This is a genomic window from Hydrogenophaga sp. BPS33 (genome assembly GCF_009859475.1).
Classification (GTDB): Bacteria; Pseudomonadota; Gammaproteobacteria; order Burkholderiales; family Burkholderiaceae_C; genus Hydrogenophaga.
Map to the genome: position 1 here is coordinate 458,073 of NZ_CP044549.1, position 23,717 is coordinate 481,789.

The following is a 23,717-nucleotide window of genomic DNA, read 5'->3' on the forward strand; positions in this document are numbered from 1 at the left end:
GCCCGGCTCACTTCTTCCAGACGACACGGTTCACATAGTCGGTGTAGCTGTGCAGGATGCGGATCACCTTGTCCGAGACATTGGGCATGCTGTAGTCGGCCACCAGTCGGATCAGACGTTCCTGTCCCCTGGGCTGGGATTCGAGAATGGCCAACGCCTGCAACACGCGCTCGAGCTCCAGGCCGACCATCATCACCGCGGCCTCTTCCATGCCTTCGGGCCGCTCGTGTGCCTCGCGGATGTTCAGGGCCGGGAAGTTGAGGATGGAGGATTCCTCCGAGATGGTGCCGCTGTCCGACAGCACGGCCTTGGCGTTCAACTGCAGATGGTTGTAGTCCATGAAGCCCATGGGCTTGAGCAGTTGAACACGGTCGTGAAAGCGCACACCCAGCGCATCAATGCGCTTTTGCGTACGCGGATGCGTGGAGACGATGACGGGCAACGCATAGAGCTCGGCCAAGCCGTTGAGCACCGCAACAAGTTTGTGGAAACTCACCTCCGGTTCGATGTTCTCCTCGCGGTGCGCACTGACCACGAAGTAACGCGCTTTCTCCAAACCCAGGCGCGGCAGCACGCCGGAGGCCTCGATACGGGGGCGGTAGTGCGTGAGTACCTCGTACATCGGACTGCCGGTCTTGATCACCTGGTCCGGTGGCAGGCCTTCGCGCAGCAGGTATTCGCGGGCGATTGAGCTGTAGGTCAGGTTGATGTCGGCGGTGTGGTCCACGATACGACGGTTGGTTTCTTCGGGCACGCGCTGGTCGAAGCAGCGGTTGCCGGCCTCCATATGGAAGATCGGCACTTTGCGCTTTTTCGCCGGGATGACGGAGAGGCAGCTGTTGGTGTCTCCCAGCACCAGCATGGCGTCCGGTTGCTCCTGCAACAGCACGCGGTCGACCGCGCCGATCAGGTTGCCAATGGTTTCTGCCGCGCTGGCCGCATTCGTGGCGCTGTTGAGGAAATGGTCGGGTTTGCGGATGCCGAGGTCGTCGAAGAAGACCTGATTGAGTTCGTAGTCGTAGTTCTGACCGGTGTGTACCAGCACATGCTCGCAGTGCTTGTCCAGTTGGGCCAGCACCCGCGAGAGGCGGATGATTTCCGGGCGGGTGCCCAGTACGGTCATGACCTTGAGCTTCTTGGGAGTCATCTCGAATTCTTTCAAGGCCCGTCAGATCGGGCAGTTGTACGTGTCGGGGCGGCTACGGTCGAAGATCTCGTTGGCCCAGAGCATGACCACCATCTCGTCGGAGCCCGTATTCGTGATGTCGTGCGTCCAGCCCGGCACGGTTTCGACGATCTGCGGCGCTTCTCCGGTGGTGACCAGTTCGTGTGTCTGCCCGCTTTGCATGTGGCGGAAGCGGAAGAGTGCCTGCCCCTTGATGACCAGAAACTTCTCGGTCTTGCTGTGGTGGTAGTGCCCGCCGCGCGTGATCCCCGCATGCGCGGTGAAGAACGAGAACTGACCCGCATCGGGGGTCTTGAGCATCTCCACGAACATGCCGCGTTGGTCTACGTGGCGAGGCACGGTATACGCGAACGACTCGATCGGCAGGTAGCTCACGTACGTGGCATACAGCGCACGAACCAGACCGGTGCCCACCCGCTCCGTCACAAGTGTTTCGCGGCTGCGGTGGAAAGCCTGTATCTGCTGTGCGATGTCGCCTACCGTTGTCGTGTACTGCGGCTGCACCGTGGAGAAGCCGTCCGGACCCGACATGGCATCGGCACCGTCCATGATCTGGAGAAAGCACTGCAGCACATCGTCGATGTAGACCAGGGTCATCGGCGCTTGCGCATCGTGCACCCGGATCGGTAAATCCCGGGCGATGTTGTGGCAGAAGGTGGCGACAGCGGAGTTGTAGTTCGGCCGGCACCATTTGCCGAACACGTTGGGCAAGCGGAACACATGCGCGTGCACCAGCGGATGCTGTCCGGCCCGTTGCATGGCGTCCTCGGCAGCGCGCTTGCTGCGGCCATAGGGAGAGTCCGCAGCCGCTTGGGTCGACGACGTGAACAGCACGTTGATCGGGCGACCTTCTGCCTGCGCGACGGCGATCACGGCGTCGCACAGCGCCTGGGTCAGATCTGCATTGCCGTGGGCGAACTCGGCAGGGTCCTGTGGCCGGTTCACACCCGCCAGGTGGAACACGGTGTCCACGCCGCGCAGCATGTCTGGCAACTGCGCGGGCGAGTGCTCGCGCCCGAAGCGCACCACTTCCACACCCGGACGCTCGCGCAGGTGGAGTTGCAGGTTCTTGCCAATGAAGCCGTTGGCGCCGGTGATCAGCACCTTCATGCGATCAGTCCTCCGCGACAGCGGCTTCTCCCCGCGCGATTCGCTGCATGAAGTCCAGCTTGAGCAACAGCGCTTTCATGCCCGCCACGTCCAGGCGGGTGGTGTTGTGCGAGTTGTAGTCCTCGCCATGGTTGCTCTGCGTCAAGCGGCGTTCACCTTCTTCAACGAACTTGGCGTAGTTCAGGTCGCGGCCATCCGGTGGCACCCGGAAATAGCCACCCATGTCCTCGGCGCAGGCCATCTCCTCGCGGCCAAGCAGCGTTTCGTAGAGTTTCTCGCCATGGCGGGTGCCCATCTCCTGCACCGGGTGATCGGGGCGGCCAAGCAGCGCCAACAGCGCTTTCGCCAGCACCTCAACGGTGGCGGCGGGTGCCTTTTGCACAAAGATGTCGCCATTGTTCCCATGGTTGAAGGCGTAGAGCACCAGGTCCACCGCATCTTCCAGCGTCATCATGAAGCGGGTCATGCTCGGGTCTGTGATAGTTATCGGCTTGCCGGCCTGAACCTGCTCGACAAACAGAGGAATGACCGATCCCCGAGAGGCCATCACGTTGCCATACCGCGTGCCACAGATCACGGTGCCCGACCCTTCAAGGTTGCGGCTGGTGGCCACCATGACCTTTTCCATCATGGCCTTGCTGATGCCCATGGCGTTGATCGGGTAGACGGCTTTGTCGGTACTCAGACAGACCACTCGCTGGACGCCCGCGGCGATCGCGGCTTCCAGCACATTCTCGGTGCCCACCACGTTGGTCAGCACTGCCTGCATGGGATGGAACTCGCACGAGGGCACCTGCTTGAGCGCTGCCGCATGGAAAACATAGTCGACGCCGCGCATCGCAGTGGCCACACTGTGGCGATCGCGCACGTCACCGATGTAGAACTTCAGCTTGGGATGCGCAAAGCGTTTGCGCATGTCGTCCTGCTTTTTCTCATCGCGGCTGAAGATCCGGATCTCGGCGATGTCGGTGCTCAGGAAACGCTTGAGCACCGCGCCGCCGAACGAGCCGGTGCCCCCTGTGATGAGCATGGTCTTGTGGGCGAATTCTTTCACTTTCACACTGCCTTTACGACTTTCTTGAGCAATTGCTTGAGCGATTGGGGCAGCAGTCGCTGCACCAATCGTTGGGACTTCACTTTCAGTGCCGGCTTCATGCCGGCCGAAAAACCGGGTCTCAACATGCGCACCTCGCGCAGCAGGTCGGTCAGGGCCTTTTCGTACGCCGCATAGACCGGCTCGGGCTCGCGGCCCATGGTGGTGTAGGCGCTGGAGAGCCGGTCGAAGCTGCCATTAGACAGCAACTGGAACTGGTGGAAGTGATAGAAGATCAGCTGCTGACCATCCACCAAGGTAGAACCCCGCGAATCCTGGGTGAAGCGGTATTGACCATAGTTCCAGGGCGCAACGCCCGCCCCCAGGTGTTGCAGGATGTGCAGGTTTTTGTAGCGACCTGGCCAGCGGTCGAGGTACTTCTGATCACCCATGCGGTCTTCCTCAAGGCGGTGGAAGCACCATTCGATGCACTGCTCGCGCCAGCGCGCCAGGCAAGCCATGCCTTCTTCGTCGCGGCGAAAGCTCACCCATTCGACACAAAAACGGCCGTTGACCACATGGTGCTGAAGTGCCGGTGTAAAGCGGTGTTCGATGATGGCAATCGACGCGTGCCCGATCTCCTCGAACAGCGGGTCGAGGGACGAGAAGAAGTAAAGGTCGGCATCGAGGTAGGTGATGAAGTCGATGTCCGGGTTCTGCTGCAGCACGTACCAGGGCAGACATGGCGACAGCGTCCAGCAGTACTCGGCCATGACCCGTCCGGGCTTGACCGCCAGCAACTCATCATCCTCCACCGCAGACAGCGGCAGGCAGGTGATGTGGGGCAGGTTCAATTGTTCCAGCAGGCCCTGAACCTGGTCGTCCATGCACAGCACATGCACATGGGCGTCGGGACAGTGTTCGCGCAATGTGCGCAGCATCGCGGCGCCTTTGAGCAGGTAGTTGCTGTCGAAGAGGGTGCAGAAGTGCCGCATGATCATGGGGTCCGTTTTCGACAGACATAGGTGCGCGAGGCACTGCCCACGCCACTCACCACGCTCTCGTCCAGGGTCAAGGTCTCGATTGGGTCGAGGCCATGGCGCGTCAGCAGCGCGAGGAAGTCCGGTTCGTTGAAGTGGATTTCGACGGTTTCCACACCATAGGCCAGCTTGCGGAAGGTCTTGTTCGGTTGGCCTAGCAGCACCGGCGTGCGGTGAAAGATGGCGTAACGATCGGCCACGCGCGCGGTCTCTGCCACGGCGGACTCGTATTCCGGTATGTGCAGAAGGCAGCAGCCGGATATCGCGACATCAAAGCTGCGGTCCGGGTAATCCAGCTTTGTGGCGTCCTGCACCTGGAATGTCCACTGCGGATAGCGTTCCCGCGCCAAAGCGATGAAGCTGTCAGAGTAGTCGCAACCTTCGTAGCTGGCGTTCACGCCGGCGATCTGAAGAACCTCGCCGTAGTACCCGCTGGAACAGCCGATCTCGAGCACCCTCAAGGGGGTTCTCTGGCCGTTCAGCTTGCGCAAGGCGTTCACGAGCACATCGAACACATCGATCCCGGCGCCGCGCCGGTAGTCGGCGAGCTGGCGGTCGACGAGCTCACGTTGCCGCGTAGGCAGATGGTTGTCCTGCCAGGCGTCGCGCAGGCGCGAAGATTCCTGTGCAGCTTCGGCACCCCCGAGCTCGACGTAGTGGCTGGACACACCGCGCGATGGCAGCAGGCGACGCAGCACGGCCTTGAGGCGCGGAAAGCGGTTGACCAGTGCCTTGAGCTGTCGCTTCATGAGGGGCGTCCTGCCAGGTGGCGTTCGAGCATCGGCGCGAGCTCGGTCATGCGTTGCTGATAGGTGTGTTCACGAAGGGTGCGGGCCTGACCGGCCTTGGCGATCGCCTGCGCTTCGTCCGGGTGGGCGATGTAGTGGCGGATCAACTCCGCAGCTTCTTCCGGACTGTCGTAGGCGACCACTTCCTTGCCGATTTCGAACAGTTCGCCCAGGTTGTCCTTGCGATCGGTGATCAACAGAGAGCCGACGCCCGTTGCCTCGTACAGGCGCATGTTGTTGGCGTAGTTCTCCGCGACGTTGATGTGGCGGTTCAGCGTGACCCGGCTGCGTGCCAACGCTCGGTACATGTCGAGTCCCCACACTTCGCCTCGGTGGCGGGCCGCGATCGGCGACTGGCGACCGAGGCTGCCGGCACCGTAGCCAAAAAATTGAATCGGCGTGCTCTGCGCCAGCGCTTCCAGCATGGGTAGCGCCTTGCCGTGGTGGCGGCTGATGCCACCGACAAAGCTGGCATCAACATCGGGCGTCACCTGGCCGAGTTTGTCCAGCACGCGGGTGTCGAACCCGATGCGGAAATACTCGGATGCAATCCCCATCGCCCGCAGACGTGGCACGAAATGCGGGAACGAGGTGGTGATGAGATCGAAGCCCTTCAGGTAAGGCCCGGGCGGCAGGGGGCTGGCGATCTGGCCGACGATGAGTCGCACATACGGTCGCAGTTCGGCGAGTTTCTGGGGCGTGAGGAACCACAGGTCCTGGCAGTACAACACGTCGGGTCGCGCAGCCTTGATTTGAGCAACGGCGATCTCTACCAGGCCGGGCAACGCCGACAGCCATGGCCCGACGCCGGGCAGACGCAGCAGGCGCGATGGCAGGCGCAACGCCATCTCGCTGTAGCGGGCGCCGTGCTCCCTGGCCCAGGCGCGTTGCAACGGCTTGCAGTTGACGATGAGGTCCTGCGCATCGTGGCCCATCGCCCTCAGATGACGGGAGTAGAAGTCGGAGGTGCCAAAGACCTGGTCGAGCAGCACCTGCCGTTGCATGTCAAAGGGCTTGGTGGCCAGGTCCTGTTCACGCTCGTAGAGGGCAGAGAGGAAGCGCGGGTAGTAGGTGTCGAGAAGAAGAATGCGCATGGCTATGCTGTGGGATCTTCCGGGGCCGCGCGGCTTGACGCCGGCAGTCCGATGACGAGGACCTCATCGGCCAGTTCGGCGATTTCCGAATCGTGTGTGATGAAAATAATGATCCCGTCGCGCATGCGAGCACGCAGCTTGTCGACGACCGCGACGCGCGTGGCCGGGTCCAGGGCGCTGGTGGCCTCATCGAGAATGAGCACGTCGGGCTGGCGCACCAGCGCGCGCGCGATCCCCAGGCGCTGGCGTTGGCCTCCGGAGAAGTTTTCTCCCAGGTAGCTCAGGCGTGTGTCCAGACCGCGCTCGAGTGCACCAACCATGTCGCGCAAGTTGACCGCATCCAGCGCGGTGTGCAGAACCTCGTCGCCCGCCTCGGCACCGAGCAAAAGGTTCTCGCGCACAGTAGTGGAGAAGATCTTGGGCTGCTGCTCCACGAGCATGAAGCGCGAACGGGCGGCTTCGAGCGGTAACTGGTTGTCGTTCACGAGGACGCTGCCGCCGTCTGGTGTGCTCAGCCCCAGCAGCAGGTCGGCCAGCGTCGATTTGCCGGCTCCCGACGGACCGACGATGGCGTAGGTGTGGCCGGTTTCGAAGCGGAAGTTCAGCCGGTCCAGCACGCGGCCACGGTCACCATAGCCAAAGCTCACGTCCTGCAGCGTCACCGAGCGCACCGACGCGGCCGCCGAAAAGGCTTGCACCGCCTGCGACTCTTCGGCCATTTCCACGAGCGTGCCGATGTCCTTGACGGCGCGGATATCGGTCAGCAATTGGGAGCCGGCGGTCACCATCTGCCCCAGAGAGGCAAAAACGCGGATCACGATGAGCGCACCGGCGAACAGCGTGGCGTCAGACATGCTGACCTGCGCACCGGGGCGCAGGACCAGGATGGCCACGGCTAGCAGCACCACGGCGGGAAGGGTCTTCACACCGGTCTTGATGGCGTCCAGCTGCACCAACATGCGCACGTAGGCGTGGATCTGCGCGGCGTAGGTGTCGATCACGAAGCGCTCACCGTGCAACGAGCGGATGGAGCGCAAGCTGTTGAGGGCTTCCACAAAGGTAGTGCCGAGTTCGCGCGACAGCTGCACGGCCTGGGCGTTGACGCGCAGCACGCGGCGCATCAACGCGCCGATCAGCAGGAAGCTCACGGCCAAAAACGTGAGTACGCCCAGGAACACCGTCTGCGAGAACTGATACAGCACCAGCATGCCCACGAGCGCCGTGCAACACCCCACGGCCGACTGCAGCAGCGATGTCACGATGGTGCCGCTCTTGAAGGTGTCGTCGCCGGCCAGCGTGATGTAGTGCCCGACGGAGCGGGTGTACACACGGCCCATGGGTTCAAGCAGGAGCAGGTGGCTGAACACCTTGCCGCTCAGGGTTTCATGCACGCGCTTGCCCAACCAGGTGGTCAACACCGCCAACACATAGCCCAGCACCAGCCGAGCGGTCATGACCACAAAGAAAAGCCACAACCAGGTGCGTGCGACGGGTTCCAGCCCCATCGCATTGGCAGCTTTCGCCCATGCGACGGAGACCTGAGACGTTGCCGCTGTCTGCCCGGGGGCCAGGGGAATCATCAGGCTCGTGGCCAGATATTCCAGCATCAACACGGTAATCGTCAGCGCGAGCACGAGATAGAAGGCGTGGAATCGCCGTGCCACAAAGCCGATGTACCGCCCCACTTGACGGACCATCGTCCAGAGTGAGTGCGCGTTGCTCGTCATCGGGTGGAGGATCTCAGCAAGGCGATCAGATCGCCCACGCGAGCGCCGCGTTGCTGCAGGAAAGTTTTGATCTGATGGTCGCGTTCCAGAAGCGAAAGCGCCTCTTCGAACAGAAGGTTGGTCAGATAGAAGGCGAACAGCGCCACGCGGAACTCCACAGCCAGCATTTCTGTCACGTCCTGGCGCAACGCAAAAACGGCGTCGCACTCGTTCAGATAGGTGTTGAGATCCGCCTTGCTCCGCCCGGACTTTGTGGCTTGAATTGGCTTGACGTGCAGCAGTTCAAAGCCCTGTGCCTCCATGTACTCGCAGGCCTGCCAGAACTTGCCCGAGCCCTTCATGATCGGCTGTGCGAGCATGGTCGATTCCATCTCGACGCCAACGATCCTTCTCGCATCAAAGACCGGTTGCGCCCCTTGAAGAATGGACAGCTCCGTGCCTTGGGTGTCGAGTTTCACGAACGTCGGTGCGTTAGCTGGCAGACCCTCTATAGCCTGCATCAATGTAATGGTCTCGATGCGGCGTTCCGTCACCGGGAAGAAGTAGTCGAGATGGGGCACCCGGTGTGTCATTGACGCTGGAATCTCGGGCGGGAGCAGGCTGCTGCCGGTGTCGACGTTGGTGATGTAGAGCGTCTGCGTGCCACCTTCGCGACTGAGACCGGTGGTACACGCCGACACTTGGGATGGCCAAGACCACGCTTTCAGATAGGCCAGGTTTTCCTGATTCGGCTCCACCGCCAGCCAGCGCGTGTGAGGGGCGTTCAACAGGGTGAGCCATTTGACATGGGGGTAAAACGACGCTCCTACGTCCACGCACACCACTTCCGGCAACGCCGAGCTGACCAGTTCAGACACCCGATAGGGCAAGGTGCGTTGTTTCAACGCGCGTTTGAGAAACGCAGGAATCAGCCGGCGCACGGTACGCATCACACTCATGAAAGCATCCTTTTTGCCTTCGACAGGACGCGCTCGGCCCATGTCACGTCCGAAAAAATGACCTGCAAGGCAATCCGCTCTCCGGCCTCCATCAGCCCGCCGCGGTGCAGAAGGCGAGCACCATCGAAAGCAATGAACGTCCCGGCGGGGCCGGTCATCTTGCGCTCCAATTGCGCGAGCTGCGCTTCAGCCTCGCTACCGGGCATGACATCCCAGCCCAGATGGGAGTTGAACCGTAGCGAAGGCGGTAGCCGCATGAAGTGCCGGCGGAAGTTGTCCGAGTTCATCGACTGATGGTATTGCTTGCCGTAATAGATTTGGAGCGGCGAGCCCGCTCGTGTGCCAATGTTCCCGATGACCCTACCCACCATCTCCTGCAGCGGATTCATGTGCATGGCCTCGTAGGCGCCGGGGTAGCAACTGGTGGGGCCGTTCTGCTCTGTCACCGAGGAGAGATACACGATGGATTTGGGGCAGGAAATGGTTTCATCCAAGTGTGCGTACAGCGTGGCCGGCGGGTGGTCCAGCCCCGGAATCGCATTGCGCCACCACGTGGCCTGCGGCACGCTCAGCTCCAGGGCCAGGCCGATCACCTGTGTCTTTCGCCCCGTATAGGCGCTCACCGCATCCAGAACCCCCAGCGCTCGAAATTCTTGGTTCAACTGCGCACGCAGAGCGCGCACCGTGGGGCCGGTGCTGATGGACAGGTCGGTGCGCTTGAGTTGATGGGCTCGGGCGTTGGCACGGAAACGCTCCACCTCAGGTGCCGCCAGCCGCTGCATGGACTGGACGGCGTCGGGTCGCAACTGCCCGAAGAAATGTCGGCTGGTTTGCATGCCGTGGGCACCCATGCGCGCCAGTTCTCCCCCAAGCTGGAAGTGGCCGGGACGGGTTGGTTTGGTGTACCAGTTCAACTCGTCTTGAAGCAAAGTGTTGCAGTTCGACTCGAGCTCCGCCAAAAACGCCAACTCGTGCGGGTCCTCGCCCTGTGTCTTCAAGGCCGTGAAAACAGCCGCAAGGGCCTCCTGGCTCTCTTGCCGCAGCGTGGATTGGGCGCGGGAGGACATGGCGGCTCCGATGCCGCGCATGGTGACGTAAATGCTGTTGAAGGCGTTCAATTGCGTTTCAGACAGGGTCCAGCTCGGGGCGTCGAAGCGAAAGGCCGGGTGCTTGTGGTAACTCTGCTGCAGAGATTCGCTCAAGTCGGGCATGTATGTCTCCCCGGCACATGTTCGCGTTGAGACTGCACCAACCCGAAATAGGCGCCAGCAACGGCCATCAAGTATTTCCATAGACCTTCGTCGAGCACGTCAACCATGACACGCCCTATGCACACCAGCAGAATCGCGCAGACTGTCACCAAGGCCGCATGGCGTCTTCCGCTCTTCACCGCGCGCCGCATCGCGGCAATGATGCTCCAGAAGAACCAGCCAAAGAGTCCGACAGCCACCCAGCCCAGCGACACCACATGCTCGACCAGGAAGCTATCGACACGCTGATATTTGCCATCCATGTCTTCGACGCCCCATAGGCGCCCCATGTAGTTGTCCGAATAGCCGATACCCAAGGGATGGTGCAACAGGCTCTGAATGCCCTCCAGCGACCACGCCGCTCGCAGATAGGCAGATTGGTCCGCACGACACCGGAACTCGCGCGCGAAATAGCAACGATACACATCGTCGACGGGTTTCTGCCAGAAGGCCGCATCCACGTATGGCCGCTCGGCGATGGGCACATCTGAGTGAAACACGTGCTGTGTGGCCGCCTGCAGGCTGTAGCTCAGGGCTATCCACCTCGACTTACCTGCGTTGTGTGCCAATGCCACCGAGATCAACAGGAATCCAGCGAGCACAAGCTTCCACAGGACCGAGCATCGAACAAAGGCACCGATCGCCTGTGATGTCTGGCGCCATCCCAGCGCCCAGGCAAGCAAAAGCGCGCCGATGCCGATGGCCGCATAGGCGGCTCGCGCATCAAGCAGTGCCAGCGACAGGACGCTGACCCCTGCGATGGTCCAGGCGCATACGCGCATCCACAACGGCCTGGCAAGCCATGACAGCAGCAATGCGCCGCCCAGCAGGTGTACCAGGGCCATGGACACGTAGCGCCTGCCCACGCGTGGGGCGTTCTTGACATGCTCCATCAGGCCGTGGTGGTTGTTGGAAAAGAAGGTGACCTTCTCGTGCAGGACGGATTGAAAAATGTCCCAGTACAAATACGAGAGATGCACCAGGCCTGGCACGGTCAGTACGGCGATCAGCAATGCGGGGACGTCTGTCTTGCGGGTGTGCCGAAACACCAGGAAAAGCAGAATAAAGGGAAGCAATCCGCAGCCCAGACGAAAGATGTAGCGCAAGTTGGCATCGGGGTCTGCCGGCCCCATCCACGCTTGCAGACCAAGGAACCCCATCAGTAGAAAAAGGGGGGCCAAGGTCCTGATGCATTCTCTCCACTGGGACCATCCAGCGCCGTACTTCAACAGGATCGGAAGAAGAAGCATCAACGCGAGCCAGTCACCCTTCTCGTACTTCTCTGGCGTGGGGGCCAGATACAGCGTGAAGACAACGGAAAGACCCAGTGCGAGCGCACCTTCCCATAGCCATGACGGCTTGGCGAATTTTGCTGCATCTTGAAGGGTCATGACGTTCGCCCCGATGTGGATGCAGTATCGGCCTGCTCCAGCGTGGTGATAAAGCGGCCGAATGCGGGCAGTGTGGTGAAAGTTTGGAAGGCCTGCAGAACAGATGCTTCCGTCATCTGAGCGGTGTTGCACGCCCGCCAGAATTCTACAAAGGCCTGTTGCAGCAGACGCGCATCGCCCTCGCCATGGAGGTTGTGCATGTAATAGAACGCCAGTGCCTGACGTTGCATCTCTGCTTTCGATGCCGGTGGCTGGTCGTAAGAGCGCAGCATGTCGGCGTATTCGTCGCGATTGCGCGCGGTGCGACAGAAGTCAAACGCATGGTGCGGGTGGCGTGCGCACCCGATCGTCGGTACGCCGAGGTACGCCAGTTCGTGTGCAACCGTGCCATAGACCGTCACCCCGCAGGCCATCCCGGCATCGGCCAACTGCATGTTGGTGACACCGGCCGGCACCCATTGCAGGTCCGGGTACGTCTGCCCAAGACGTTCGAGCGCCGCGCCACTCAGCGCAATCTGGTTGGGGTGGGGCTTGAGAAAAAATGGGATCTCAGCCGCGCGCAGCACCTCGATCGTGAAGCAGACCCAGCGCCAGAAGTCGTCGAAAACGAGATCGGGGTAAACGTGCGGACTGTCGTAGAAGTCATGCAGGAAAACCACGACCGCACCCTGCATGCCGTTGGGCACTGCGGCGCAGGCCGCTCCATAGGCCGACTGGCGCATGTAGCTGGTGGCCGCGTCGATACCGCCGCCGAGTCGGTACTCCAGCTTCTCGCGTGCAATGGCGAGCCGCACTTCCGGATTGTCCAGGCGCTCAAAGTCTGCACGGTGGCGTGCGTAGTTGGGTGACGCGTAGGGATCTTCCTGCGACAGCTGCTTGCCAAACACATGGATGTTGCCAAACGACCAGACGCTAGCGCCCTGTTGCAAGGCTGCGCGGACCGGAATGCCGTGCTCCAGATAGGAGGTGTAGGAGGTGAAATACCACCGAGGTTTGACGCGACCGAAATACCGCTGTCCCAGACGCACGTCTTTCACAGCCTGCACGAGCAGTCGACGCACGAAAGGGTCCCGGGCGTCAAACCTGGGCGCTGGCCTGAACCGCAGGTAGGAGTCGACCAGAAGATCGCCCACTTCAATGCCATCGATTTTTAGGGAAAGGGGGCGTTCCGAGTCCTGGCTTTGTAGTTGCCGCCAAAGCGTGTGCGCGCGTGCCCAGTCTCGCAGGCAGGTGAGTGGACCTGAAAAGGACGCGCTGCGGTAGCCGACGCCGTCCAGCAAGCGGCCATAGGCTCGAACCCAGGGATCGCTGGCCAGCCTGGACACCCAGGAAGATCGTTTGAGATCGGCGCTCCATCCGAGGCCGATGCCACCGCTGATGGCGCGCACCACAACCGCTTCGAGGCGCACTCCCGTTGTTGCCTTCAGGCGCGCGCTCAGTGCACCAAACAGCAGGAAGTAGAACTTGTCAGGGATGGACTGAATGGTCAGAGTGTGACGTGTCGATGTCTGACTCGGGTCGCTCTGTACCTCTGCAAACGATTCCGGTTTCACACCGAATTCGTTGGGGTACCGCGAGAGCAGGCTGCGTAGTTTGGAAAAGTACCGGCGCATGCTATGCGCGTGCGTTGGGAACTTGGCCGCCGCGGTACTGGAACAGGTAGTCTTGGGAAGACAGCTGTTCCGCCAACCGATAGCCCAGCGGTTCGAGGTATGCGTTCATCCGATCGAAGTCTCGGCATTCAACCAGGATGAACTTGAAATGGAACGCCTCATGATCGACTCCTTGGAGCACCTCGAGCTCGGCGCCTTCCACGTCGAGCGACAGGAAGTCGATCAACTTGGGCGCCTGGGCCTCAATCAAGATCGAGTTAAGCGTCCGGGCAACCGCGCCAAATTCAAATACGACCTCTGCGTCCTGAAGAAACTTGGAGCCCGAATTGGCGTGGGACATAGGATCGGAAATGTCCGAGCCCAGGCTCAACGGCGTGGACATGAGGTTGGAATATGCCATGCGCACAAAATCCTGGTCATATCCAAACGACACGCAGGCGGCGCAATGGATGCTGTTGCGAGGCGAGCGGTTCTTGCGGCATTTCACGAAATTGTGCGGCGTCGGCTCGATGAGCAGTCCACGCCAGTTCCGGTGCTTCTCGAAGTACAGACTGTTGGACTGGGTTACGCCATCGTTGGCGCCGAGCTCGACGAAGTAGCCATTGTCGTGGTTGACATACTTTTCCAGCTTGCGGTCGAGTTGGTTCAGGCTGTAGTACTTTCCCTGAAGCCATCGCTTGGCAAGCTGTTTGATCTCGTGAATCATGAAGTGTGGGTCTCGATACCATGTGCCGTTGCGGGTGGATGCTTGGATCTCCACGTCACGGGCTCACGCTTTTACGGTTGAAGGTCGCTCTCGGTCAGTGGGGAGCCTTTCTTGATATCGCGGGCGAGCAAGCGACCGTGGGTGCGGTCGAACTCGCGTGGGTGAAGCCCCTTGGCGGGACGGACAACGCGAATATCGCCAGCGACGATGGTGTGGCCCGCCTCAAGATCCCGATTGGCATAAATGGAGCGCTTGAAAACCGTTTGTTTTTTTTCCTTGTCCGACAACACATAGTTGACGGATCCCAGCGCGCGCCAGGCGCGCTCCGATTCTTGTACCAATGCCGCGATTTCCTCAGGCTCCAACGAAAAAGCGGAGTCCACGCCCCCGTCGGCACGCCGCAGTGTGAAATGCTTTTCGATCACGGTGGCACCCAAGGCCACCGATGCCACGGCCGCACCAATGCCCATGGTGTGGTCACTCAACCCTACTTGGCAGCCGTACCGCGCCGCCATGTCGGGAATGGTGCGCAGGTTAGTGGTCTCGGGCGACGCAGGGTAGGTGCTGGTGCATTTGAGCAGCACGAAGTCTTTGGCGCCCAGCGAACGCAAGTAGGCAACGGATGCATCCAATTCTTCCTGGCCGATCACGCCCGTGCTCATGATGAAGGGCTTGCCAGTCTCCACCACTTTGCGCATCAAGGGGTAGTGCTCGTTCTCGAAGGAAGCAATCTTGTAGGCGGGTACATCGAGCGACTCAAGAAAGTCGACCGCGGTTTCGTCGAATGGCGAGCTGAACGCCAGCATGCCGCGCTGCTTCGCGCGTTCGAACAGGGGCGCGTGCCATTCCCAGGGCGTGTACGCCATCTTGTACAGGGCATGCAATTCCATGCCGTTCCACAACGAGTTGCCGTCCTCGATCAGGTGCGCGCCCGGCATCGTGATCGTGTCGGCGGTGTAGGTCTGCAGCTTGACCGCATGGGCTCCCGCGTCCGCGGCGGCATCCACCAGCGCGAGGGCTCTGTCGAGCGACTGGTTATGGTTGCCCGACATCTCGGCGATGATGAACGGAGGAGAGTCAGGTCCAATGCGCCGTCCCGCGATGTTGAAGACGTGGGTCATGGTGAAAGCTCTTTCAGCAAGGATGGCAAGAGATCGAGATGGTGAAGACGGTGTTGCGCGTCGAACCCGGGGCGGGCCGTGACATTGCGGTGTTGGCCGGTCAGCACTCGGATGGTGTGGGCACCAGCGGCGTTCAGACCGACAAAATCTTTGGCAGGATTGTCGCCGACATAAACCAGGTCCGACAGTGGCCTGCCCTCCCGCCGCGCAATGAGTTCGAAACAAAACGTGGATGGCTTGGCGTGCGCAACACCGTATCGATGGGTGATGTAGGCGTGCCGCACATGGCGGCGCACTTGCAGCGCCGTTAGCTTCTTGTCTTGCACGACTTTATGACCATCGGTCACGATGTAGAGCGGACGGTCACGGAATGTCGACAGCACGTGGCGGGCCGAGTCCCACAACTTGATGTGAGGGGTGTGGTGCCGGTACGCGCGAACCGCTTCCCGGACCGGTGCGCGTCCGTTGAGCCACACATCAAAGATCCGCCCACGCCCGTCCCGGTCGTGGATCTCGTTGAGTTGCGCAAACGAGGCATCGACAGCAAGGCCCAACGCGCGCTCGCCCCATTCGGCGACGGCACGAAAACCGCTACGAACGTAGGTGAGTTCGTCGTACAGTGTGTCGTCGAGGTCAAAGATCAGGATCATAGAAATGCTGGTCAACAGGCACTCGAACCTGGCGAACCTCCCCAGGAATGCGCTGGAAGGACACGTCGCTCTCGCCGATGCCGAACCGCTCGTTCAGCGTCCAGAACCACACATCCAGGCCGGCGGCAATCGCTGCCGTGGATGCACCACCAAACCGAGCATTGAGTTCAATCACGTGCGGCACATTGCGGTTGTCGACGATCAGCTGCAGGACGACCGGGCCGCGCAAGGCGTGCGACTCTAGAAATGCCTTGCATGCCGCTTCCAGCGATGTGTCCCGGAAGGTGGTGGTGATCACCGATTCGCCATTCAGCACCTGATCGCGTCGTCGCAAGACAAGCCCTCTGACGCGGTGTGCTTGGTCCAGCCATGCATCGACGCTAACCTCCCGGCCCTGCACAAAGGGTTGAAAAATCGGCTCATTCAGCGTGGAGGCATGCGCGCGGGCGGTCGTTTGGTCCAGGTTGATGCCGATGGAGCGACTGCCCGCCCCGAACCGTTCTTTGACAACGAGTGTTGCGCCTTCTTCAGGAGCGAGCCAGGCCGGAATGACGAGCAGCGGACTGCCTGCAGCACCACGCTTTGCGAACAGGAGTTTGTCCAGACTCAGTTGAATCGCCTGAGGAGAAGAAACGACGACTTCGATGCCATGGCTGGCGAACGCGTCCGCATGTGCTGACCAGAAGCCCAGTTCGCCATCGCGGGTCGGAATGACGGTGCCTATGCCATTGGCCATGCAGATCTGAACAAGCGCATCAGCGTTCTCCGTCTGTGTTCTTGGCAATTGGATGAAGCCGTCGGCAAAGTAGCGTGACGTGACGCCATCGCTGGCATCGCCAGCGAACACGCGAATGTGCGTGTCGATACGTCTGGCCGCCTGCATCACTGAGCGCAGCAAGGGGATTTTGTTGGCCGCGCTGCTGATCAAGACGTTGCGCGGCGTAGCGCCGGTGAAGTCCCTCATGAGCAGGCCCTGTGCTGGATCAATGACCATCTGCGTGACAACCGTGCATCAGCGAAGTGACAGGTTTGCCGTTCACGAGCACATGGTCGAGAAGCCGCCCTTCCAGCACAAAGCCGCTTGCTTCGAGCACACGAATGGTGTTGTCCCGAAACGCATAGGTTTCAGTGCAAAGCTTACGAAAGCCGAGTTGGTGGAACGCGACTCTCTTCAGCAGTTCGAGAAAAATGCCAAAGCGTGCGTCGTAGGCGGGCACATCGCGGGCTAGCGGGGTATTGACCAGAAACGACACCTCGGCACGCTGGTGTTCCCAGGCGATGTGAACCAAGCCACCGTAGCCAATGGGGCGTTCATTCTCCAGGAAGCTCAGCAGAATATTGCGCGGTTGCGCCTCCTCCATCGATGGCCAGATGTTGTTCTGAAAGTACGCCACCTGTTGCTCTTTTTCGATGGGTGTTGCTTGTCGCAGAACGTCAATCTGCTCATTGCGCCAGATGCGGATGGATTCGATGTGGTCGTCCTGCACAGGGACCAGCGAAAACGCCGCTTGCGTTACAGTTTCGGCGGGCAGGCAGACGTAGCGGCGCATCACTCAATGACTAGGTAGGAGGTCAGCGGGTTGGACGGATCCCGGCGGATGGCGTACTTGGACAGTCCAAGCACTTCGCGCAGCGCCAGCGTCTCGCCCGGGAATTCGGGGCAGTTGAGTTCGTCAAATGCCAGAACCGAACCTTTGGTGAGATGCGGCAGGATGCGCTCCAGGCACGATTTGGTCGGCGCGTAGATGTCGAAATCGAAGTACGCCAGTGCCACGATGGTTTCGGGATGCTTTTCGAGGTATGCGGGCAAGGTGACATTTGCATCCCCCTCGACCAGCTCGTACTTGCGCTTGTGGGGGATGGGCGCATTGCGCTCATGAAAGCTCAGAATGGCATCGAGCTCATCCTTCCATCCGGGCGCAACAGAATAGTCGCCGGCCGTGATCAAGGTTCCGTCTTCGGGAGACACCGACGGGAAACCCTCGAAGGTATCGAAGCCGACGATGCGGCGGTTGTAATTGAACGGCTCATGGATGCCACGCAACTGAGAAAACAAGGCCATGTTTTGCCCCCAGCGCACCCCGAATTCCATGATGACGCCGTGCACGGGAACGATCTTCTGGTACAGCGACTGGATGAAGTTGATGCGGGAAAGCGTCTGTCGCGTGAGGTAGACGCCCAGGTTGTCGAGCAACTCGGTGTTGGGAATGGCCGAGGTCCTCAGCCGCTGAGCAAAGCCAAGTTTGTTGTCCAGCTCAGCGCTGGTGGAACCCACGAGGGTCTTGCTGGAAGGATTCATTGGAGTGCTCATGGATGGACTTTGGTGAAAATCGCGGTCAATTGGCGGCCCATGCCGATCGATGCCATGGCACCATAAAACGCGTTGACTTTATCGATGGGCATTTTGGCGATGATGGAGTCGATCAAAATGCGCGCCTGATGGGCTGGCTGCCCTTTGGAGGGCGTATTGACATAGTTGGATTCTGTGTTGCCCAGGAACCAATCGATCGGAAAGTCCGCGAGGATTTGCGAGCAGTGCCAACCAGTGGCTTGGGCGAGGTTCTTCATGCTGTCGGCATCGAAGTACGACAGGTGGTCGGGAATGGCAATCCAGAAACGACGATCGATCGTGCCTTGATCGAACAGGTGCTCCTGCCAAGCGGAAGCATCGTTCGGCACGGTTATCACAAGCGCACCGTTGGGGGCAAGCAGCCGCGTCAGTTGGGTGAGCAGTTGGATCGGGTCGATCACATGCTCGAGCACGTTGGTCAACCAGAGGACGTCGTACTTTTGCGGACCTGACATCTTCTGCTCGATCAACTGCAGCACATCGCCTGTTTCCAGCCTGTCCAGCAGGTGCGGGTGCATGTTGGTCATGCCGGCGCGGCTGTAATCCAACCCGTTCACTGTCCAGCCCGCTTGGTGAAACCAGTTCATCGAGAACCCTTCTCCGCAGCCGATGTCGAGCAGGGTCCCAGGATCCTGCGATTGGCGCTGTTGGGCCACAGCGTGGGCGATACGCGCTGTCTTGATATTGAACCACTCAATCTCGGCGGGAGGGTAGGACTCTCTGTAATTGCTCTGGCCGGTTTGGAAGTACAGCTTCTCGTAGTAGTCTTTCAGGGCTTCCGGGTCCGGAATGTCCTTCACCCGCCAGAAACCCAAAGGATGCCTTACCAGGCGCTCGTCCATCATTTAAAGATCCTCTCGTGTTTCCATTCGGCGGTGAGCCAATCGTCTTCGGTGTCAATGTCCTGAACGCGCTCTGAGGGCAGGACGAGTGATCCTGTGTTCGGCCCCAACAACGTGCCGTGTTCGAACAACGCCTCTGGACGGAACCAGCACCATTGACCGGCGTCATGATAGGCGGGCGGCAGGTCCTGGCTGCGCGAGTCCCGGTGCTCGGGCCAGTTCATCTGGAGCTGACCCGTGTCGTCGCGCCTGAAGGAGCGCCAGATCGGGTAGTCGAACCGGGCGACTGGCAACACCACATCAAACCGACCGGATGTCAGTTGGGTCAAACCGTTTTGCAGATCTCGGTGCGTGGTGAAGGGTGCCGTCGGGTACAGGCAGCATACCGCGTCGTGGTGTTGGCCAAGTTCGCGCAAACGCGTCAGCGTTTCGATCAGCACTGCAGCTGTGGTGGCGTGATCGGTCGCGGTCTCGGGATGGCGCATGAAGGGAACCGAGGCACCCAGCGACTCGCCGACGCGGGCAATCTCGGCATCGTCGGTGGACAGGACCACATCGTCAAAGCAGTCCGAATCCCGCGCCGCTCGGATGGACCATCCCAGTATCGGCACGCCCCGAAACTCCCGCAGGTTCTTGCGTGGGATGCGTTTGCTGCCACCTCTGGCCGGAATGATGCAAAGGGTTTTCATTGTGTGCCGCGCGCCTGGCCCCTCCTCAGCGAGGGTCAAAGTTTGCGATCTTTTCGATCACGGCCTGCACGTCCGCCATTTCGTGGCCAACCGAGATCGGCAGGCTCAGCTCCGTCGCGTGCAGCTCATCCGCGACCGGCCAGTCACCCGACAGAATGCCCTTCATCGCTTCCTGCCGGTGCGGTGGGATCGGGTAGTGGATCTCGGTCTTCACCCCTTGATCCAGGAGATGCTGTCGCAGCGCATCGCGCTGGGGATGGCGCACACCGAAGATGTGGAACACGTCAAATTCATCGTCCCGCCGGACCGGCAGGTCCAGCCAAGCGGGTAGGCCCTTGAAATAGACATCGGCCAGTGCTCGCTTGTGCGCCGTCATCGCATCCAGATGTCGCAGCTTCACCCGCAGCATCGCCGCCTGCAGCTCGTCCAATCGCGAGTTCACGCCCACGTAGCGATTGACGTATTTCTGCTTGGAGCCGTAGTTGCGCGTGTGGCGCAGCCGATCGGCAAGCGCATCGTCGTTGGTGACAACCGCGCCAGCATCGCCTAATGCGCCGAGGTTCTTGGTCGGGTAGAAGCTGAAGCAGCCCGCATCGCCGAAGGTGCCGGTCATTTGCGTGCCCAGACGTGCGCCGTGGGATTGTGCGCAGTCTTCCACCATACGCAGTCCGTGCTCACGCGCGAAGGCTCCGATGGCGTCCATGCGACAGGTCTTGCCGAACAGATGGGTGACACAGATGGCGCGGGTGCTGGAGGTCAGGGACGCCGCCAGCAATGCCGGGTCCATATTGAACGTGGCCCGCTCGGGCTCGACGAGAACAGGGCGGTGTCCCGCGCGCACGATCGCCAGGATGGTGGCGATATAGGTGTTGGAGGCCACCAGGATGTCGCTGCCCGGAGGCAGGTCGAGCGCCTCGATCGACAGGATCAGCGCGTCGAGCCCGTTGGCCACGCCAATGCAGTGCCGTGCACCGACATAGCGGGCAAACTCTTCCTCGAAGGCTGCGACCTCCTGGCCCAGCACATACCAACCGCCCTGGATGACTCGCGATGCCGCTTGTTCCAGCTCTTGCATGAAGGGCTGGTTGGATCGCGCCAGCTGCTCGTACTCGATTATGGCTTTGGTCTCAAGCATAGGGTTCGTCGATGTACTCGCTGCGGTCGTACGAGTGCGACGACATGACCAGCAGCACGCTGCCGGGTCCGAATGTCATCGTGTGCCAGTCTTTGGGCTGCACCAGCAGGCAGTCGCCAGGGCTCTCCAGCCGGATGTTCTCTGTCTGCTGACCATCGTTCATGTAAATCGTGACGCTGCCGGCGACGGCCACCAAGGCTTGTTGCGTGTGGCGATGGCGGTGCCCACCACGCGTTTGTCCATCGGCACCGTAGATCCAGTAGCTGCGCACCACAGGGAAAGGCAGCGAACCCTCCATCACGGTCAGTGCGCCGCGTGGGTCGGTGAAGGTCGGGAGCTTGAGAAGCTGAAAGTGTGACATGGACATTGCTCAAAAAATGGTCTGGTAGCCAGACGGTTTGAGCAGGCGCCGAACGACCTCGTCCTGTTGCGCAGGTGTAAAGCCAGGGAAGATGGGCAAGGTGATCGCTTCGGCGTAGTAAGCCTCGGCGTTCGGAAAGTCCGCTGGATTGAATCCCATGCGTTCGTAGTAGGGCTGGCGGTACACCGGTATGTAATGCAGATTCACGCCGATGCCGTCGGCGCGCATGCGTTCAAACACTTCGCGATGCGTGGTCTTCACGGCATCGAGCTTGAGTCGGATGACGTAGAGATGCAGTCCGGAGTAGGTGTCCGGGTGCTGCCAAGGCGTTTTGACCACGCTCCCATCGAGCAGCTCGTCATAGCGTTTGGCGATCGCGTGTCTCTGCGTCACAAAACTGTCGATCTGGGCCAGTTGGCTCAAGCCCAGCGCCGCGTGCAGATCGGTGAGGCGGTAGTTGAAACCCAATTCGATCTGCTGGTAGTACCAGGGACCATCGGGGGGATGCGTCATTTCAGCGGGATAGCGCGTAATGCCATGGCTGCGCAAACGCGCCATGTGTTTGGCCAGCTCGATATCGTTGGTGACGCACATCCCGCCCTCGCCGGTGGTAATGATCTTGACCGGATGGAAACTGAACACCACGATGTCGCTGAAACGGCAGTCGCCGACTTTCTGACCTTGGTAACTGCCGCCGATCGCGTGCGAGGCGTCTTCGATGGTGCGAAAACCGTACTGTTTGGACAACTCGTGGATGGCCTGCATTTCGCAGGACTGACCCGACAGGTGTACGGGGATGACCACCTTGGGCAGTCGGCCGTCGCGCTGAGCTTTTTCCAGCTTCTCCGTGAGGCTGGCGATGCTCATGTTGTGGGTCCGGGGGTCGATATCGACGAAGTCAACGTCTGCGCCACAGTAACGCGCGCAGTTGGCGCTGGCAACGAAGGTGATGGGCGTCGTCCACACCATATCGCCAGGTCCCACACCCAGTGCCATGCATGCAATGTGCAAGGCGCTGGTCGCGCTGTTGACGGCGACGCCATGCTTTGCGCCGCAGTAGGCCGCAACGGCCTTCTCGAACTCCGGGACCACCGGACCTTGTGTCAGGAAGTCCGAGCGCAACACCGCCACAACGGCGGCGATGTCGTCGTCCGAGATGTTCTGTTTGCCGTAAGGGATGAAACTCATCGTGTGCCCTTGGTGTGAAAACGGATGTCTAAAAAAGGGATGCGACGCTTCACGTTTCCTGGAGAGACATGGCGGCGTGAAAACTCTGTGCGTCTGCGTCCTTGCTCGAAACCTGGGGCTTGCTCCCATTGAGTGGCCACTGGATCGCCAACGTCTCGTCGTCCCAACGAATGCAGCGCTCGTGTGCGGGTGCGTAGTAGTCCGTCGTCTTGTACAGCACGTCGGCGGACTCGCTTACCACCAGAAATCCATGAGCCAGACCGGGCGGTACCCACATTTGCTGCTGGTTCTCTTCGCTTAGCATCACACCCACCCACCGCCCGAACGTGGCCGAACCCTTGCGGATATCCACCGCCACATCGAACACCGCCCCGCGCACCACCCGCACCAGCTTGCCCTGTGGCTGCTCGATCTGGTAGTGCAGCCCGCGCAGCACGCCGCGCCCACTGCGGCTGTGGTTGTCCTGCACGAAATCCAGGTCCAGGCCGGTGGCGTCGCGAAAAGCCTGGCGGTTGAAGCTCTCGAAGAAGAACCCGCGCGCGTCGCCGAACACCTTGGGTTCGATCAACAACACGTCGGGAATGGCGGTGGGTGTGACCTTCATGCGTCAGGCCTCGGGTCTTTCAGGAGTCGCAGCAAGTACTGTCCGTAGCCGTTCTTGCTCAGTGGTTGCGCCAAGGCCTCCAGCGCGGCGTCGCCGATCCAGCCGTGCCGCCACGCGATCTCTTCGGGGCAGGCGATCTTCAAGCCCTGCCGGTGCTCCAGCGTCGCGATGAACTGGCCCGCCTCCAGCAGGCTGTCGTGCGTCCCGGTGTCCAGCCATGCGTAGCCGCGCTGCAGGATCTGCACGTTCAACTGCCCGCGGTCCAGGTAGGCCTGGTTGACGGCCGTGATCTCCAGTTCACCGCGCGCGCTTGGCTTCACGGCGCGCGCGATCTCCACCACCTGCTGGTCGTAGAAATACAGCCCGGTCACCGCGTAATTGCTCTTGGGTTGCGTGGGCTTCTCTTCAATGCTGCGCGCCTTGCCCTGCGCGTCGAAGGCCACCACGCCATAGCGCTGCGGGTCGTTCACGTGGTACGCGAACACGGTCGCGCCCCCGGACTGTGCATCGGCATCGCTCAGCAGGCTCGCGAAGTCGTGGCCGTAGTAGATGTTGTCGCCCAGCACCAGCGCGCTGGGGCTGTCGCCCAGAAAATCCGCGCCGATGATGAAGGCCTGCGCCAGCCCATCGGGGCTGGGCTGCACCGCGTACTGCAATTGCATGCCCCAGGCACTGCCGTCGCCCAGCAGCTGCTGGAAGCGCGGTGTGTCCTGTGGCGTGCTGATCACCAGCACCTCGCGAATGCCCGCGAGCATCAGCGTGGTGAGCGGGTAGTAGATCATCGGCTTGTCGTACACCGGCAGCAGCTGCTTGCTGATGGCCAGCGTGGCCGGGTGCAGGCGCGTGCCCGAACCGCCAGCGAGGATGATGCCTTTGCGTTGCTGTGACATGCGTGTCGGCC

Annotated in this window: 24 protein-coding genes; all 24 read right to left on the bottom strand. The window is 61.0% G+C overall.

Features of this window, described 5'->3' with window-relative positions:
- Positions 1-7: 7 nt before the first annotated feature.
- The 24 genes from wecB to rfbA all read right to left on the bottom strand — a co-directional run bounded on the left by wecB (position 8) and on the right by rfbA (position 23,706).
- The gene (gene wecB, locus F9K07_RS02075) at positions 8-1,147 is read right to left on the bottom strand and encodes a non-hydrolyzing UDP-N-acetylglucosamine 2-epimerase (protein ID WP_159588913.1); all 1,140 of its coding nucleotides are present in this window, start codon (positions 1,145-1,147) and stop codon (positions 8-10) included.
- A 21-nt stretch (positions 1,148-1,168) separates the two neighbouring features.
- Positions 1,169-2,296, bottom strand: a complete 1,128-nt coding sequence (gene wbjC / locus F9K07_RS02080; protein WP_159588915.1) for a UDP-2-acetamido-2,6-beta-L-arabino-hexul-4-ose reductase — start codon at positions 2,294-2,296, stop codon at positions 1,169-1,171.
- Positions 2,297-2,300: 4 nt separating this feature from the next.
- Positions 2,301-3,326 carry a polysaccharide biosynthesis protein gene (locus F9K07_RS02085; protein ID WP_159596779.1) on the bottom strand — a complete coding sequence of 342 codons (1,026 nt, stop codon included), beginning with the start codon at positions 3,324-3,326 and terminating at the stop codon, positions 2,301-2,303.
- Between the two features lie 26 nt (positions 3,327-3,352).
- A complete protein-coding gene (locus F9K07_RS02090) occupies positions 3,353-4,330 on the bottom strand; it encodes a hypothetical protein (protein WP_201451504.1) in 978 nt (325 codons plus the stop codon).
- On the bottom strand, positions 4,327-5,118 hold the full coding sequence (locus F9K07_RS02095; protein WP_159588917.1) for a class I SAM-dependent methyltransferase: 792 nt from the start codon (positions 5,116-5,118) through the stop codon (positions 4,327-4,329). The genes F9K07_RS02090 and F9K07_RS02095 overlap by 4 nt, the downstream gene beginning before the upstream one ends.
- Positions 5,115-6,251: a CgeB family protein gene (locus F9K07_RS02100; protein ID WP_159588919.1), complete on the bottom strand. Its 1,137-nt coding sequence runs from the start codon at positions 6,249-6,251 to the stop codon at positions 5,115-5,117. Before F9K07_RS02100 ends, F9K07_RS02095 begins: the two co-directional genes overlap by 4 nt.
- 2 nt (positions 6,252-6,253) lie before the next feature.
- Complete coding sequence (locus F9K07_RS02105; protein WP_159588921.1) at positions 6,254-7,948, bottom strand: ATP-binding cassette domain-containing protein; 1,695 nt, start codon at positions 7,946-7,948, stop codon at positions 6,254-6,256.
- Positions 7,949-7,974: 26 nt separating this feature from the next.
- Positions 7,975-8,916: an FkbM family methyltransferase gene (locus F9K07_RS02110; RefSeq protein WP_159588923.1), complete on the bottom strand. Its 942-nt coding sequence runs from the start codon at positions 8,914-8,916 to the stop codon at positions 7,975-7,977.
- A complete protein-coding gene (locus F9K07_RS02115; RefSeq protein ID WP_159588925.1) occupies positions 8,913-10,127 on the bottom strand; it encodes a hypothetical protein in 1,215 nt (404 codons plus the stop codon). The genes F9K07_RS02110 and F9K07_RS02115 overlap by 4 nt, the downstream gene beginning before the upstream one ends.
- Positions 10,115-11,557 carry a hypothetical protein gene (locus tag F9K07_RS02120; protein WP_159588927.1) on the bottom strand — a complete coding sequence of 481 codons (1,443 nt, stop codon included), beginning with the start codon at positions 11,555-11,557 and terminating at the stop codon, positions 10,115-10,117. Before F9K07_RS02120 ends, F9K07_RS02115 begins: the two co-directional genes overlap by 13 nt.
- The gene (locus F9K07_RS02125) at positions 11,554-13,110 is read right to left on the bottom strand and encodes a hypothetical protein (protein ID WP_159588929.1); all 1,557 of its coding nucleotides are present in this window, start codon (positions 13,108-13,110) and stop codon (positions 11,554-11,556) included. The genes F9K07_RS02120 and F9K07_RS02125 overlap by 4 nt, the downstream gene beginning before the upstream one ends.
- A gap of 61 nt (positions 13,111-13,171) precedes the next feature.
- A complete protein-coding gene (locus F9K07_RS02130; RefSeq protein ID WP_159588931.1) occupies positions 13,172-13,876 on the bottom strand; it encodes an FkbM family methyltransferase in 705 nt (234 codons plus the stop codon).
- Positions 13,877-13,947: 71 nt separating this feature from the next.
- Positions 13,948-14,997, bottom strand: coding sequence for a pseudaminic acid synthase (gene pseI / locus F9K07_RS02135; RefSeq protein WP_159588933.1), 1,050 nt, complete (start codon positions 14,995-14,997; stop codon positions 13,948-13,950).
- Positions 14,994-15,647, bottom strand: a complete 654-nt coding sequence (locus F9K07_RS02140; RefSeq protein ID WP_159588935.1) for an HAD family hydrolase — start codon at positions 15,645-15,647, stop codon at positions 14,994-14,996. The genes pseI and F9K07_RS02140 overlap by 4 nt, the downstream gene beginning before the upstream one ends.
- Positions 15,631-16,641 carry an ATP-grasp domain-containing protein gene (locus tag F9K07_RS02145; protein ID WP_201451505.1) on the bottom strand — a complete coding sequence of 337 codons (1,011 nt, stop codon included), beginning with the start codon at positions 16,639-16,641 and terminating at the stop codon, positions 15,631-15,633. Before F9K07_RS02145 ends, F9K07_RS02140 begins: the two co-directional genes overlap by 17 nt.
- Complete coding sequence (locus tag F9K07_RS02150; protein WP_159588937.1) at positions 16,631-17,197, bottom strand: GNAT family N-acetyltransferase; 567 nt, start codon at positions 17,195-17,197, stop codon at positions 16,631-16,633. The genes F9K07_RS02145 and F9K07_RS02150 overlap by 11 nt, the downstream gene beginning before the upstream one ends.
- On the bottom strand, positions 17,197-17,922 hold the full coding sequence (locus F9K07_RS02155) for a crotonobetainyl-CoA--carnitine CoA-transferase (RefSeq protein WP_159588939.1): 726 nt from the start codon (positions 17,920-17,922) through the stop codon (positions 17,197-17,199). The genes F9K07_RS02150 and F9K07_RS02155 overlap by 1 nt, the downstream gene beginning before the upstream one ends.
- Before the next feature lie 32 nt (positions 17,923-17,954).
- Entirely contained in the window at positions 17,955-18,842 is an 888-nt protein-coding gene (locus F9K07_RS02160; RefSeq protein WP_159588941.1) for a class I SAM-dependent methyltransferase, read from the bottom strand.
- Positions 18,839-19,528 (bottom strand): pseudaminic acid cytidylyltransferase, encoded by a 690-nt coding sequence (gene pseF, locus F9K07_RS02165; RefSeq protein ID WP_159588943.1) that lies wholly within the window; start codon positions 19,526-19,528, stop codon positions 18,839-18,841. The genes F9K07_RS02160 and pseF overlap by 4 nt, the downstream gene beginning before the upstream one ends.
- Before the next feature lie 25 nt (positions 19,529-19,553).
- Complete coding sequence (locus tag F9K07_RS02170) at positions 19,554-20,663, bottom strand: DegT/DnrJ/EryC1/StrS family aminotransferase (protein WP_236581779.1); 1,110 nt, start codon at positions 20,661-20,663, stop codon at positions 19,554-19,556.
- Entirely contained in the window at positions 20,656-21,024 is a 369-nt protein-coding gene (locus F9K07_RS02175; protein WP_159588945.1) for a sugar 3,4-ketoisomerase, read from the bottom strand. The genes F9K07_RS02170 and F9K07_RS02175 overlap by 8 nt, the downstream gene beginning before the upstream one ends.
- Positions 21,025-21,033: 9 nt before the next feature.
- Positions 21,034-22,212 (bottom strand): UDP-4-amino-4,6-dideoxy-N-acetyl-beta-L-altrosamine transaminase, encoded by a 1,179-nt coding sequence (gene pseC, locus F9K07_RS02180; protein ID WP_159588947.1) that lies wholly within the window; start codon positions 22,210-22,212, stop codon positions 21,034-21,036.
- A 49-nt stretch (positions 22,213-22,261) separates the two neighbouring features.
- Entirely contained in the window at positions 22,262-22,816 is a 555-nt protein-coding gene (gene rfbC, locus F9K07_RS02185; protein ID WP_159588949.1) for a dTDP-4-dehydrorhamnose 3,5-epimerase, read from the bottom strand.
- The gene (gene rfbA / locus F9K07_RS02190) at positions 22,813-23,706 is read right to left on the bottom strand and encodes a glucose-1-phosphate thymidylyltransferase RfbA (protein WP_159588951.1); all 894 of its coding nucleotides are present in this window, start codon (positions 23,704-23,706) and stop codon (positions 22,813-22,815) included. Before rfbA ends, rfbC begins: the two co-directional genes overlap by 4 nt.
- Positions 23,707-23,717 lie beyond the last annotated feature (11 nt).